The 13,793-nt window shown below is 48.6% G+C and carries 15 protein-coding genes; 8 read left to right on the forward strand and 7 right to left on the reverse strand.

Going from position 1 to position 13,793, the window contains the following annotated elements:
• Positions 1-2: 2 nt before the first annotated feature.
• The 7 genes from D8682_RS00480 to D8682_RS00510 form a co-directional block, all read right to left on the reverse strand.
• A complete protein-coding gene (locus tag D8682_RS00480) occupies positions 3-632 on the reverse strand; it encodes a TraE/TraK family type IV conjugative transfer system protein (RefSeq protein WP_121813156.1) in 630 nt (209 codons plus the stop codon).
• 3 nt (positions 633-635) lie between these two features.
• Positions 636-917 (reverse strand): hypothetical protein, encoded by a 282-nt coding sequence (locus D8682_RS00485; protein ID WP_121813157.1) that lies wholly within the window; start codon positions 915-917, stop codon positions 636-638.
• Positions 918-929: 12 nt separating this feature from the next.
• A complete protein-coding gene (locus D8682_RS00490) occupies positions 930-1,331 on the reverse strand; it encodes a conjugative transfer protein TraE (RefSeq protein WP_121813158.1) in 402 nt (133 codons plus the stop codon).
• 15 nt (positions 1,332-1,346) lie between these two features.
• Positions 1,347-2,216 (reverse strand): DsbC family protein, encoded by an 870-nt coding sequence (locus D8682_RS00495; protein ID WP_121813159.1) that lies wholly within the window; start codon positions 2,214-2,216, stop codon positions 1,347-1,349.
• Entirely contained in the window at positions 2,216-2,596 is a 381-nt protein-coding gene (locus D8682_RS00500) for a hypothetical protein (RefSeq protein ID WP_238392746.1), read from the reverse strand. The genes D8682_RS00495 and D8682_RS00500 overlap by 1 nt, the downstream gene beginning before the upstream one ends.
• 360 nt (positions 2,597-2,956) lie before the next feature.
• Positions 2,957-3,283 (reverse strand): hypothetical protein, encoded by a 327-nt coding sequence (locus tag D8682_RS00505; RefSeq protein ID WP_121813160.1) that lies wholly within the window; start codon positions 3,281-3,283, stop codon positions 2,957-2,959.
• Between the two features lie 83 nt (positions 3,284-3,366).
• Entirely contained in the window at positions 3,367-3,705 is a 339-nt protein-coding gene (locus D8682_RS00510) for a hypothetical protein (protein WP_121813161.1), read from the reverse strand.
• A gap of 124 nt (positions 3,706-3,829) precedes the next feature.
• On the opposite strand from D8682_RS00510, the gene D8682_RS00515 reads away from it, so the two are divergent.
• The 8 genes from D8682_RS00515 to D8682_RS00550 all read left to right on the forward strand — a co-directional run bounded on the left by D8682_RS00515 (position 3,830) and on the right by D8682_RS00550 (position 13,791).
• Entirely contained in the window at positions 3,830-4,105 is a 276-nt protein-coding gene (locus D8682_RS00515; RefSeq protein WP_121813162.1) for a hypothetical protein, read from the forward strand.
• A 213-nt stretch (positions 4,106-4,318) separates the two neighbouring features.
• The gene (locus D8682_RS00520; protein ID WP_121813163.1) at positions 4,319-5,362 is read left to right on the forward strand and encodes a hypothetical protein; all 1,044 of its coding nucleotides are present in this window, start codon (positions 4,319-4,321) and stop codon (positions 5,360-5,362) included.
• 881 nt (positions 5,363-6,243) lie between these two features.
• Positions 6,244-6,606, forward strand: a complete 363-nt coding sequence (locus D8682_RS00525; RefSeq protein ID WP_238392747.1) for a DUF4157 domain-containing protein — start codon at positions 6,244-6,246, stop codon at positions 6,604-6,606.
• Between the two features lie 492 nt (positions 6,607-7,098).
• Positions 7,099-7,797: a type VI secretion system protein TssL, short form gene (tssL, locus tag D8682_RS00530; RefSeq protein WP_162302952.1), complete on the forward strand. Its 699-nt coding sequence runs from the start codon at positions 7,099-7,101 to the stop codon at positions 7,795-7,797.
• A 27-nt stretch (positions 7,798-7,824) separates the two neighbouring features.
• Positions 7,825-10,209 carry a type VI secretion system Vgr family protein gene (locus D8682_RS00535; protein ID WP_121813165.1) on the forward strand — a complete coding sequence of 795 codons (2,385 nt, stop codon included), beginning with the start codon at positions 7,825-7,827 and terminating at the stop codon, positions 10,207-10,209.
• A 9-nt stretch (positions 10,210-10,218) separates the two neighbouring features.
• The gene (locus D8682_RS00540) at positions 10,219-10,977 is read left to right on the forward strand and encodes a DUF4123 domain-containing protein (RefSeq protein ID WP_121813166.1); all 759 of its coding nucleotides are present in this window, start codon (positions 10,219-10,221) and stop codon (positions 10,975-10,977) included.
• Positions 10,978-10,981: 4 nt separating this feature from the next.
• Positions 10,982-11,512, forward strand: coding sequence for a DUF3304 domain-containing protein (locus tag D8682_RS00545; protein WP_370090659.1), 531 nt, complete (start codon positions 10,982-10,984; stop codon positions 11,510-11,512).
• Complete coding sequence (locus tag D8682_RS00550; RefSeq protein ID WP_121813167.1) at positions 11,497-13,791, forward strand: DUF2235 domain-containing protein; 2,295 nt, start codon at positions 11,497-11,499, stop codon at positions 13,789-13,791. The genes D8682_RS00545 and D8682_RS00550 overlap by 16 nt, the downstream gene beginning before the upstream one ends.
• Positions 13,792-13,793 lie beyond the last annotated feature (2 nt).

Consider the following 13,793-nt stretch of genomic DNA (forward strand, 5'->3'; position numbering starts at 1 on the left):
GGTTATTCGATATCGAGAAGCCAGAATCGACCATCAGCAATCGTATAATCAATTCTCATTTTCATTGTTTCGACAGGACGTGCGGTTTCACCGATAATTTTTCGTTGTTCTACACCGAATGAATAACGATATTTAGATTTGGCATCAGTCTTGTAATTAATTTCAGCAGGGTTAGTGACGATAGCCATAGGTTGATCTGGAGAAAGCTCCAGGCTTTGCGTCACTGAATTAAACTGTTTGAAATATTTAGCCCGTTCATTCAGTTTAATGCGCATAGCTTCGATACGGTCGGGCCATACCAGACTGAGCAGATCAGCATACTTCTGGTCAACTGATGATTTAGATACCGAGCCATAGTCGCTAACAATCAAGCGACCAATCTGGCGCATATAGCTGGTAGATGCGCTTTCACCGGTGATAAGCATTTCACTAGACTTTGCACCATAAGGCACGATGACTGTTGTCTGGCGCTTTTCGAGTTGATCCGCTTTATGATAAGTAAACGCATTCAACATAACGGTGATAATAAGCATGACGCGAATAAATTTATTTTCAGCAGTAGAGCGCTGAAAGTTATTCAGGGCTTCACTGGTATCCTTTTTTACTGGCTTGGTAGTTGGTCGTTTAAACACTTATTATTCCTCCAGCTTCTTTGCTGACGAGTTTGGATACCCGTAAATTTCTACAAAACCTAACCGATAAAGCGTATGGCGAAAGAATCCTCGCCCTTTTGTTCGTTTAATTTTGATCGCAGCGATGGATAACGGGAAAACGATGGCCCATGTAATCCCCCCAAATTGCATACTTGCAATATAACTAACAACAAGCATCAGCCATTCATCACGGTCAAACCAAAATATCTGAATGGGTTGGTGTGGGTAGCGGAATAAACGCCCCTCGTTAAAACCGTAATCCATCGCCAGCGTTCCTTAATTTAAAATCGCACCCAGAGAGGTAGTCAATTCTTCAACTTTGAAAAGACAAGAGCCGCCAATCGCATAAGGTAACGCTCGTGTCCAGCCTTCGTTCATTTTTGTAGCGGCAGTTGCAATGAGCCAGCCGCCACCAACAAAACCTACCGGGCCAGTGGCGATTTTATTAAACGCGATGTCGTAGACGTTATAACCGAACGACCCCACAGCCGGTGCAGCAAATGCAAAGGCTTCCTGGCAAATAACCATTCCAGCCAGTGACAAAAAGAACAGCGTTACAAGACGGGCTTGCGGAGTGTTAGTTAAAAACTCACGCAACTGAGCCAGATAAGACTGTTTATTTGAAGCAGTCTTGTGCCACAGCAATACCTGAAAATTATTTTTACTGACAGTCAGCATACTTTTTACTCCAGTTTATTTAGCGGTTTTATCAGAAGGTTTGGTGATTTTCGGTGCCGCGTCTTTCTCCAGTTGTGTAATTGCTTCCGCAATTTTTTGCTGGGAGAAGCCGACAATCAGGTTTGGATTTGAATCGACATTAAACAGGAATGATGGTGTTCCATTGACACCGACAGCCTGGATAATTTGAGCGTGTTTGGATAATACCTCGTCGGCCTCCTTACAAGTTTTCAGGGCGTTTTGCTTTGCCATCTGGATAGCATTAGCACCGTCTGGGTTATGTGGAAGTTCGCCAGAGAAGACATAGCGATAGGCTTCGTCTTTATCTTCGGAACAGATAATGTGTTTCGCTTTTGCTAAAGCCAAAGGATGGCTGGGGTTGTTAAAGAAAATTAATTTGCGCTGAACCGGGTGGTCTTTCGAGTAAGCCTGCATCCAGGTGTCATACGCGTGGCAGTAAGGACAGTCTGCATCGGTAAACTCGTAGATGACCGGTGCGTTCTTAGGCCCGATGGTAATCGCTGAGTCTAGCGGCAAAGATTTCAGAGTATCCGTCATCCCGGCCATTTTGCTTTCGTCAGTCAGGTTTTTACCTTTTTCATCGAACATTTCACCGATAATCAGTACGCCTTTTTTTTCTCCTTCAGGCGGGTAAAAGTAAATGGTGTTACTGCCGGTTCGGAATTCGAAGATGCCTGGGATCGGAGACGGTTTAAAACCAGAGATAGTCATACCGCTAAATGATGCGGCCAACTTGTCTTGCGCCGCTTTCAGGGATTGCGCCTCAGTGTCATTAGCAGATGCTTTCTCAGTTTGCGCATGCGCAAATCCAAAACTCATAGCCAGTACCATTGAGGCGGTAAGAATGGTTTTCTTGAAGTTCATTATTTCGCTTTCTCCAGTCGTAAGAAGATTGACTCAGCAGGTTCGATGGTCGTAACAGGCTTCGCCGGAACCACCGGGCATTGAACCGGGACACACGGCGCAGGGTTAGTGGGTTGTTGTTTTTTGTGAGATTTACTTCCGGCTTTTTTAGTGTGCTTCTTTTGTGAAGGAGCACGGTTATAGACCGGTTTAGTTGGGGTAGGGGGGAGCACAAAAAAGCCATAGTTATTGCGGTCAAAAGCCTGTGCAGCTTCCTCATCGCTCACAATGTAAAATGCGCCAGCAGGCCGCTGGATAATCCGGTCAGCGTATGCGTAACCTGTCAGTACTTGAGTACCCATCACAGTTATCAGTGATGCCATGACCTTGTTTAGCTTCATCCGTAGATCCCGTCATTTCATGAAACAAATTTGTATCATAAAAGCGATTATAAACGGATTTCGAAATCAATCAATCTTATTAGAGATAAAAATTCATATCATGACAACTGCGAAAATCACCTTGCTTCATATCTTTATAAAACAGAGTGTTATGCTCGTTGTGTGTGTCTGAATAGTGAATTTGATTAGGGTTTTTAATTAAATCAACTCAAGGGTGAATATTGGATTTTGGCTGATTTAATTAGTTTACTTCGGAGTATGCACTGACGCGCCTGTGGCTTGTCCAACCCGTCATCTACCAGGAAATAAATTCCTGATATCTGACGGGTTCGCATAAAAAAAGGGAGATTTTAAAGTGGGTTACTTTGCTGAGGGGTCTTCAAGAAATCGAACAATGGCCGTGTAAATAACCCTGCTTGGGTTTTGATCATCAGTGTCAGACAGCATGCAGACAGTTTTATAGGTTTCTGGCTTGATCCAGATACCTTTATAGGCTGCACTTTCAGGGCTTGAAAAGTAACGTTTTGAAGCTGAGCCGTCAGCCCGGCTCTGAACTAAGTGATCGACAGTTTCTCCCACTACGTCAGCTTTTTGTTCCCCACGCGTGTTGGCTATGTTGTCAATTTGTTCAATGAGGTCTTCATCAATCTTTAACCTCAGATATTTCCAGTCTTTAGGATGACCCATTCTTCTAGTCCAGTTATAGTTGTTGTAGATACTTATATTGCCATTTCACCATAAAGCAATAAGACAAAGGATGGTTTTACTGCTTACAGTTCCTGGCTTAGATTGTGTTTATCGGCAAAGTTTACGAGAGCCGAGAAGAAAATTTCGGATTCTGGAACGTGCAGGCGGTTTGACAGTTCTTCGACTCGCTTCATTTCTTCCTGTCCGACAAACACATTGTAGGAAGTTTTGTCAGTCGCCAGTGGCCCAGACAGAGGCAGAATATCACTCTTAATATATTCAGCGATGATCTGGCCATGCAGTTCATAAAGGTTGATCTCTCGCGAGAGAGCCAGTAACTTCAGGTTGTGCGAAATCGTCTTACTGAACTTCTTCAGATGGATTTGCTTGTAACCTTTAACACCTTTAGACTGATCTTTCATAGCCTCACCCTTCCTCATTTCTGCATGCCCGATCCAAATATTACCATTTTTTAATCCAGCGACTACCCTATATGTATGTAATATAGTATCCTGAAGATCGTTTGTGGGTACTGGAGGTGATTTTATGTACAACTGGAAGCTGTCTACAGCAGTGAAACTAGCGGAAGAAAATTTTCTGGCTGGTATTCAGATTGCCTTTGATCGTCGCACTCCACGACCTTACTACATTCAGTTTAAGACTCGTTGTGGCGATTTCGCGCAGCTTGTCACTGCACATACTCAGAAGGAAAAGCGGAAAACCCGTGAGTTCAGCACGAAAGGGGCTGCTATTCGGTTCCTTAACACTCGTTTTCCCGGCCATGATAGCTTGCTGAGTAATGACGTAAAAGTGATTAACTAATAAAGCAAAAGCCCCGGCATCTTTCGATAACCGGGGCTATAAATGAGGCGGCAGTGCCAGACACCGACCGCTGTACCAACTCCTAACTACCTTAAATGTTGTCCGGTCGCCAAACTGTCAACACTAAAGGTCACGGGGTTAGTATAGCAAATTGTTGGTTAAAATAAAGCCCTGGTACTGCTTTCAATTCATCAATGGATTGCAGGCAGGCGGATGAAACCTGAAGAAAATCAGCATGATATAAATTTATATCATGAAGATGCCCCGGATTCGGTACGGTACAAACCGTCCCGAAGGGGAGAGTTAAACGCTCTCCGTAAAGGGATGTCTAAAATTCATCGAAGATATACCCCTGTTTTTATTGGTGAATTTCCGAAAGGGATCGCTGGCCGGGTATGCGCCAGTATTACTCGCCATGACTGGAACAGAAATCCTGCACTTCTTGCCTTACGGCAGAAAGGTTATACGCCGTGGTCACGGCAGTTCGATCCTGACTTCCAACCCCAGCCACTTCGCACCGGCGTTCGCTCCGAAAGTCGCGAGGCTCTTACTGCGTTATCCTTTGCGATGTCTGCGAACTGTGACTACAACCCGGACAATGAATACCCATTTGAAGTGATGGTTCCCTTTGAGGAAATCGCAAAACAAATGGGTGTTCTGCATCGATACGAGAATGGTCGTGTTGCTTATGATTCCGCGCTTCATGCGTTGCGTGTCATTGAAGAAATGAAGCATGTTTACGTTGTACGGGGTTTTGACAAGGACACCAGGCAACATAAGCCGCTGCGGATATTCCTCAACGTTGATTTCTTCACATCAAAGGGATTGCAACTGGATGAACTCAAGACGATGGTTTGTCGCTTTCAGGCATGGGCGAGAAAGAAAGGGCTTTCTGCTTCGCTTAAGCAACAAAACGAACGGCATCTGCTTCGACTATCCCGTCTTAATCTCGGCATTGAGAAGCTGTATTCACTGAAGAAATTGCTTAAGAAGATTAAATGGCAGATCACCAGCCCGGAACTGATCGAGGAAAAGGGTAAGGCGGTCAGCAATATAGAAGGTGCAATTCAGGAAAAAGTAGCGTCCATGCCGGTAAAAGCTGCTTCAGCGAAAAGCCGTTGGTTAAGTTTTGCTGCGGCCACTCCAGCTTTCATTACCCGCAAACATGAAGAAGCTGTCAACCTGGAGCACCCTGAAATCCGAGTGACCGATGAGGAGCATTATTATCGACTGCTTCTTGAGCGAGCAGGTCAGTGACGGACGATCCCAGTAACCACCTAAATCTCCATCCTCGTCACGCAGCCGCTGCGCGGCCATTAATGCCTCCCTTTCGGTTCTAGCCTGTTTTTTCATCACTCATCGCCTCATACGCAGGCTGATTTTCGCGGTTAAGAAGCCAGTTTATTGCTCAATCCGTTTTCACCTGGCTCATCGGCTACTAAATAATCAGTTAATTTCGAACAATATCGATAGTTTCGAACCTTATTTCTGAACATAACAAGCCCCTTAACAGGGGAGTATATTGGCAGCCTCTGGCATGCCGAATGTACCTCCCTCCGCTTTGCTACGGGCATAAAACACAATTCACCTAAGCTACAGAAACCACCCTCTGATTCTTATAGGTAGCACCTGCCACAAGTGGCAGGCATATTTGCCTGAAACTCACCGAGGACTATCACTCGCCCTTAAGTTTTTATCGCGGTAATGACCGTGCGTCTTCGACCGTCAGAACCTTCACGTCTGTAAACTCGCAATGTCAGCCTTCGCACTGCTCAGGCTTCCTAAAAGACGGCTTAGCAGGGAGGGGGGGTTAACGCGATCTACCAGAATGTAACCGGCTGCGCCGGGCTTCGGCGGCGTTCAGCCGCAATAGTACATTCAACAATGATTGCCGCCTTATCTAAACCGGTGCTGTCGCTATGGGCTTATATAGGAAGGTTGTTCGAGACTCCCTATTAATAATGACGGGGTCTGAAGCCCAACCGCACGGGATTGTACGCTAAGTGCATTTTTTGAGAGGGTTAGCCGCAGTTTGAGACGATTTCGGATATTTTCCGCATTTTTGAACAGGAAAAAATTTAGTTTAAGGAGTATGAAGGAGTTTTTACCAATGGATGAGGCCACCCATGATTAGGGAAATGAACGATATAGACCGAGGCGGGTTACGGCTGTTAACGCTTGGTGAGATTAACTTGGCCCGTACCCTCTACGCTTTCACCATCCGCTATAACGAAGTCTGGATCAATCGCAGCAGCTATCTACCTTTCAACCTCCAAAAGAACAACTACGCCATGACGCCCAACGGCGAATTGTACTTTCAGGAAGGTACTTATGAGCCTGACTTTTCACAGCCGCATGTTAATAACGATCGCGTTGGTGGGCAGCATCTTTTTTTACATGAAATGATGCACGTCTGGCAGCATCAGCGCGGGATGATGGTAAGGATGCGGGGCCTGTTCTCTTGGGGGTCCGCTTGGGAAACGGAAAATAAACCACGCTAAGACTATTTTTTAAACAAGATACCCTTTGACCATCCCCCGAACGGCGGAGCTACTGCGTTTCTGTGTCCGAAATCGAGCGATTACGTACACCAAGCCATACATCCCTTACGGTCAGGGGGCTTTGCTCACTGGAACGAAACCTCCCGTTAAGCCCAAACTCTAAACGTAGGATAATTTCCGAATTTCAAGCGGACCCCTATCACTGGCTATTCAAGAAATAGAGGGTAGCGGTATTTTAGTATTTAAAATCGAGAATTCATAAATTCCATTAATTTAATATTTTCTTTGAGTATGTTGTTTTTTTTAAAACCATTTAAAGTTTGAAAAATATGGAAAGCCTGAAATTGAAAATCACGCATACCCCCCCACGGTACAGACAAGCCTTTAGCTTACTCAGCTCATTTAATGAAACATTTAAGGCATTGCTCAATATGTAGCAAGTCTATTACGATGTTCCTAAATAAGCCGTATTCTTATCATGGACATAACATCGTGGCTTCAGCCGATTCAGGGATGGATGAGCAAGCGAAAACCATCACGTCTTCATTCATCGATACTCTATTTCAGGACACATGGCTTCTCGCACTGGCTATCAGGAATATTCCCGGTGTTGCGGTTGATAAAGTCCTTTATCAGCATTGCGAAAACATGATTGAACAAGTGCAAATAGATCTCAATAAAGCCGGTGCGACCAGCCATCTTGCCGATGAGCTTAAATTCGCACATTGTGTTTTTTTGGATGAGGCCGTGATGACACAGCCAGATACCGATGTATCTGTTTGGTGGTCAGAGACTCCACTTCAGGGGCGCTTTCTGGGCAATATTCATGGCGGTGATGTCTTTTATGACCATATCAAAAAACTGCTACGCGAACCGGCACCTTCAGAAGCCATTCTCACCTGCTATCACCGCATGCTGACGCTGGGCTATCAGGGGCGGTATTTGCACGACGGTGGCGAAGCTAATGACGAGCGTCAATCTCTGCTGAAGCAATTGCGTGAGCTGTTACCTGTCAGCAAAGACAAAATCAACCATCCGATATTTGTTTGCAACCGCCGCCCGGACATTCGTTTCTGGCGGCGTTCGCCGTGGGTGATGCAACTTTTGGGATTACTGGTGATTGTTGCTGTGTCCTGCGCGATGAGCACCCATCTGCACTATGTGCTCGGTCAGTGGTACACGCTGAGCTGATAACAACTGACCAGGGAGAAGCAGGTCATGAGCGAAAATACGTTAACCCTCCAGGGCGGGAAAATTCCGGTCTACAACCACTACCAGCTGAAAGTGCCGGAGCTGCAAAAACAACGCCCTGATATTCAGCTGTCGGTGCTGCGTTTCAGCGGGGAAGAAGCGCTGAATACTCCGTGGCGCTACTCGATTGAACTGACCTGTGCCACCCCTGACATTCCCGCAGATATCCTGATTAACACTACGGCACAACTCCTGTTTTACCCTGACGGAAAGCCCTTTCAGGCCGTTAATCCTCGTGTGATACGAGGGGTCATTACGTCTTTCCAGCAATGTGAACGTTCTGCCGATATTACGCGTTATGTGGTGGTGCTCGAAGCCAGGCTGGCATTGCTGCGTAATAGTCTGACTTATGCGGTTTACCAGAACAAAAGTGTCATTGGTGCCGTCGAAGATATTCTGAAACGCTGGGAATTTTCCAGCCTCGACTCCCGTTATCAGCTGAATACGCAGTACCCGCTACGGGAGTTTTTTATCTCCTACGCCGAAAGCGATCTTGCCTTTATACAGCGTCATCTGGCCCGTGTTGGCGTGTTCTACTATTTCGCATGGGATGCAGAAAATCAGCGCGATGTTCTGGTGCTGGGTGATACCGGTTACGCCTTTACCGATGGCCCGAAAATCGCGTTTCGCCCCCCATCCGGTCTGTTTGATGGGGGGCAGGAATCGCTATGGGATGTGTCGGTCAACCGCCATACGGTTGCCGGGCAAACGCGGGTGAACGATGAATACTACCGCGAAGCCCAGAGTGACATGCAGGTTCAGCTGGAAACCGATCTGGATAAACCAGCACTGACGGGCGAAGAATATCGCTACGGCGAGAATTACAAAGAGCAGGGCAGGCAAGCCACAGAACAGCCGGAGCAAGGCCGCTGGTTCGTTAAGCGCCGTCGTGAACGTCTGTTAACAGAGCAGGTTGTCTTTGACGGTAAATCGAATGGCATGGACATTCGTCCGGGGATGATTATCCATCCACAGGGTAAGAGCTGGGAGGATGCACCGGACGGGCTGTTAGTGGTATCCACCTCGTCTTACCGCGTTTCCCGCGATACGGCTTACTTTATCACCTTCACGGCGGTTCCGAACCGCAGGCATATTTCTTACCGACCACCTCTGCTGGATCGGCCACATATCGCCGGTACGCTGCTTGCCCGTGTCACAAGCCCGGTTGAAAATGCGCAGTATGCCGAGCTGGATGAAACCGGGCGCTACCGGGTGCGTTTTCAGTTTGACCTCAACACCACCTGGCAACCCGGCTTTGAAAGCCTCCCTGTGCGCCTGGCAAAACCTTATGCCGGAAACGCTTACGGCTGGCATTTCCCGCTGATTGGCGGAACGCAGGTGATGATTGCCTTCACCAATGGCGACCCTGACCGGCCCTATATCCTTTGTGCGATGCATGATTCTCGCCATGAGGATCACGTCAATCTCTACAACCATCAGCGAAACGTGCTTCGGACTCCCGCCAATAATAAGTTGAGATTTGAGGACCGGCGGGGTTATGAGCACGTAAAAATATCGACGGAATATGGCGGCAAGAGCCAGCTGTCACTCGGTCATATCGTGGACAGCGCCCGTAACAAACGTGGCGAAGGCTTTGAACTGCGCACTGACAGCACGGGGACACTCCGGGCCGGAAAAGGGCTTTTTCTGACCGCCGATGCACAGGCTACGGCCACCGGTCAGGTACTGGAAATGTCTCCGGCGATAAGCCTGGTCAAAGGGGCCATCAGTCAGATGAACGACTGGCGTACTATCACGCAGTCGCATCACAACCTTCAGCCTGATGTTTCACATCTGAGTGCCTGGCTTGCTGCGGTTGACCAACTGAAATCTCCGGCCATGCTGTTGAGCGCCCCGCAGGGGATTGGTGTGGTCAGCCCGGAATCCGTGCTGATTAACAGCGGTCAGACGCTGCACCTGCAAAGCCAGGGTGAAGCCAATATTGCCAGTGGAGAGCGACTCTCCCTGAACGCCAGCCAGGCCATTTCACTGCTCGCGCAGCAGGAAGGGATGCGCATGGTGTCCGGCAAAGGGCCACTGACCATCGAATCGCATGGCGACCTGATGGGGTTAACGGCCCTGAAGGATGTCACCGTGCAGTCCACACAGGGCGAACTCCATTTCGCGGCGAAGAACGGCATTGTGCTGGGCTGTGGCGGCGCGTCAATTCGCATCACGCCGCAGGGCAGCATCGAGATCCATACACCGGGGAAACTGAGCCTGAAAGGTCAGCACGTCTGGGATGCGCCCGCAAGCGTTGAAACACAGCTGCCAGATTTGCCGAAGTCGGTCTGTAAGGACTGCCTGAAGAAAGCGCAGGAAGCCGCTGCCGCCTTTGCGCCGCGTGGATAAGGACAGGTAATGACAACGACACCGCCGATAACACTCAAAAAGCACCTGCTCTGGATGCAGCAGGCTGAATCGCTCTGTTCCGCAGCCGGGCTGGATTACATCGATGTTCTGGTTGACCAGGCCGGAACCGACCAGCCGCTGCAAAATGCCCTGCGCCAGTTATCTCCGGAGGCGCTCTGGTTTGAGCTGTTCGAGGGAACCCCGGAAGGGGGAACGCTGGAGTATTCACCGGTTGTCATGCGTCTGTATTTTGCGCTAACGAGCCACCGGATGTGGCTGGAACAGCTGCTGGAATACTTCTCGGACACGCCGCGCCTGACGCTGCTGATCTCCCCGCTGGCTTTTGATTTGTTGAGCCGCCACTTGCAGGGTTTATCGCAGGTGCAGTGGGAGGAACAAACCGGCCTGCTGCGATACTACGATAACCGGGTTTTCCCGTCCCTGCTTACTCACGTTCTCACCGCAGAACAACAGGCCGCATTTACGAATATCGTGCTGTTCTGGGGCTGGAGAGACAGAGACGGCGAGATTGTCTGGAAGTCAGGCAGTTTCTTACCCACGCGCACACTGGCCGATGACCCGGAATTAAGCCGGGTAGATGATGCTCAGGTCGGCCTGATGGGTTGCATCGGTGATGCCGAAACGCTGATGAAGGAAAAAAGCATCAGCAATATCAGCCTGGAAAGCCATTTTGCACACTGCCTTGATATCGCCTTCAGGGCTAACGATGCAGGGTATTTCGGTGCATTGCAGGATTTTGAAGGATAAAGATATGAACATGAAGAAGGTGATTACCGGGTTTACGGCATTGGTTTTATTGATGATATCAGGATGTTCACAAGCAAAAGATGACGATGATTATACCTCTGGTGACATTAGCGGGATAAACCATACATCGGCAGCGATCAATTACGTGAAGGTCAACGGGTACGGTGGGCCTAACATAAGCCCATTTGGGGATGGTGGGGGATACTGCTGCGTCATGCTGCCGACTCACTGGTATGCAGGGTTAAAAGCGAAGATTGATTGGGAAGTTGATCCGCATACTGCACCGCCATTTCCGGGTTACGAAGACCGATCAAAATTCAGTGCATGGAAAACAGCTGTTCAAGGTAGCTTTCAGAAGCACTCTACAATCGTCGATATCCCACAGTACGGTGCTAAGCGATGTGGTTTGACGGTTCACTTCCTGCCCTGCAATCAAATCAAAGTGACAACCGTCTGTGATGGTTATGGCACACCTAACTATCCCATCAAAGAACCACGTCATATGGAGGATCCAGTGTCATGTCCGGTGAAATGAGTTTGGCCTTACCGTGTTTCGCACCGCCCGAATTCCCTGATGGTGGTCGCTTAAAGCTTTCAGAAGCTCAGGTTAACGCCAATTATAATAAGCAGATGAAAGAAGCTGAGGAATTTAAAGCGCAGCTTAGCGCCCAGGTCGGCGTTAAGCTGGGGTTTGTGTGTAGCCAAAGCCTCCATATCAGCTTGTTTTTTGATGGTACAGGGAATAACGAACTCAACGATACACAGAAGTCACATCCGACCAATATCGCAAAGTTATTTCATGCCAGTATCGAAGGTCATGGTGACGGATATTTCCGTTACTACATACCAGGCGTTGGAACCCCGTTCCCGAAAATTGGTGAGATGGATTACAGCGATGATGGTTTGGCCTTTGCCACCGGTGGGGAAGACAGGGTAAATTGGGGATTGTTGCGTCTGGTTGATGCCCTGAGCTATGCCATAGATCCAACTCATCAACGGCTTGATGATGATGTGGCTAAAGGGCTAATTCCTGGTATGCGTGCTCACTGGCCGATTACCGGTGAAGTGAACCGCCGTAATGCGATTAACCCTTACCTTAAAAAACTACAGGGACAGCTTGAACAGGCTAAGCCTCATCTTCTGAACGTTAAACTGTTTATCTATGGCTTTTCCCGTGGAGCAGCGGAAGCGCGAACGTTTGTTAACTGGTTGACTCAACTACCAGACCCAAAAGAACAACGTAATGGTCAACAGCTTACGCTGGCCGGATTGCCTGTGAGCATAGAGTTTTTGGGGCTACTGGACACTGTTGCCTCAGTCGGTGCTGCACATGTTCTGCCTGGCGCTGCCGGGCATATGGGATGGGCTGATGACACTCAGCAACTGCCCGACGAAGGGAAGTTCCCTGGTCTGATGAAATACTGCCGCCATTTTGTTGCCGCACATGAGCAGAGACTGTGCTTTCCGCTGGACTCGATTCGTCGTCCAAATGGCAGCTATCCATCAAATACTCAGGAGGTTATTTATCCAGGCATGCATTCTGATGTGGGAGGTGGCTACCCGTCTGGTGACCAGGGGAAATCTTGTGGTGGAACAGGTGAGATACTCTCCCAGATAGTTTTGCATGATACTTACCTAGCTGCTTTCGACGCGGGAGCACCATTATCCAGCCAGCCTGCTAGCGTAACTGATTTGATTAAAGGTAAATCCCCTTCAAGGGAGATGGGGCAACAAAGTCTTTTGGAGTTTGAGGTCGATCCTGGACTCATTAAACGCTTCAACATCTGGCGGAAGACTCTCCTGAATACCACGTTGCAGGGCAATGAAGCCGATGCTGAAAGTCAGAAAAGCTATCGTGCCTACCAGCTCTCCCAGACCCTTGAAAGTGCCATCATCGACCAGATTGGCTGGATCACTGCCTGGCGCATTGGTCGTTATGCTCACGGAAGCATGCTAGCGCAGCAATTTTTTCAAGACGCACCTGAATTCAAAACCCCAGAGGATTTAGAGCAGCAAAAAAGTAAACATGAATCCGATGTAAGGGAGCTTGCCAAGCGCCGTGCTGAAGCGAAAAAGGCCCGAAAACCAATGGATGAGAGTTTGCAGGGGCCGCCGGACTTTGACCCTTCTGATGCAAAGGTTCAATTACGTGAGGCTGCCAGAGAGTTCCAGCATGATTATAAGGAATGGGCACGCGATATTAATGGTAACTGGTGGGATCAAACAAAACAGATTGCGCTCGATGTCATTCCTAAACACGCCGTATTCCTGATTAATGGTGATGACGATGCTGCGGAATGTCTGGAAATGAAAGCAGACGGCAACCGGTTATACCCGCAGCTGTTCACCGATAAGCTGGGAACCGGAATTCGCACTCAGCCCCGCGCTGAATTACTGGCCCTCTACGACGATCAAATTCATGACTCTCGCGCCTGGTTTATGCAGACAGCTTTAGGTGGCCGCGAACCCTGGGGCGGCTATTTCCGTTATCGCATGATTTACTGCGGTAACAAGGCTAATAAAAAACTGCAATTGATCTCAGTGGGGGGCAAGGTTGTTGGCGCACAGCCGACCTCTAACCGGGTTGTGTATCTGGTTGAGCCAAAATCGGCGTACCAAGGTGAAGTCCACAAGGTTACGGATCTGGCTACAGGTACGACGCAGACCCTGACCGCCAGTGCGCAATCGGCAGCAGGATATGAACCCGGCAGCGTCGCGTCACAGACCCGCTCAGACACCATCAATGAGCAACACCAGGCCATGATGAGTTCCTCCATCGATATGCTGAAAGCGTCGGGGGTGAAAGTCCTGTGAGC

The organism is Buttiauxella sp. 3AFRM03, assembly GCF_003675305.1.
GTDB lineage: Bacteria > Pseudomonadota > Gammaproteobacteria > Enterobacterales > Enterobacteriaceae > Buttiauxella > Buttiauxella ferragutiae.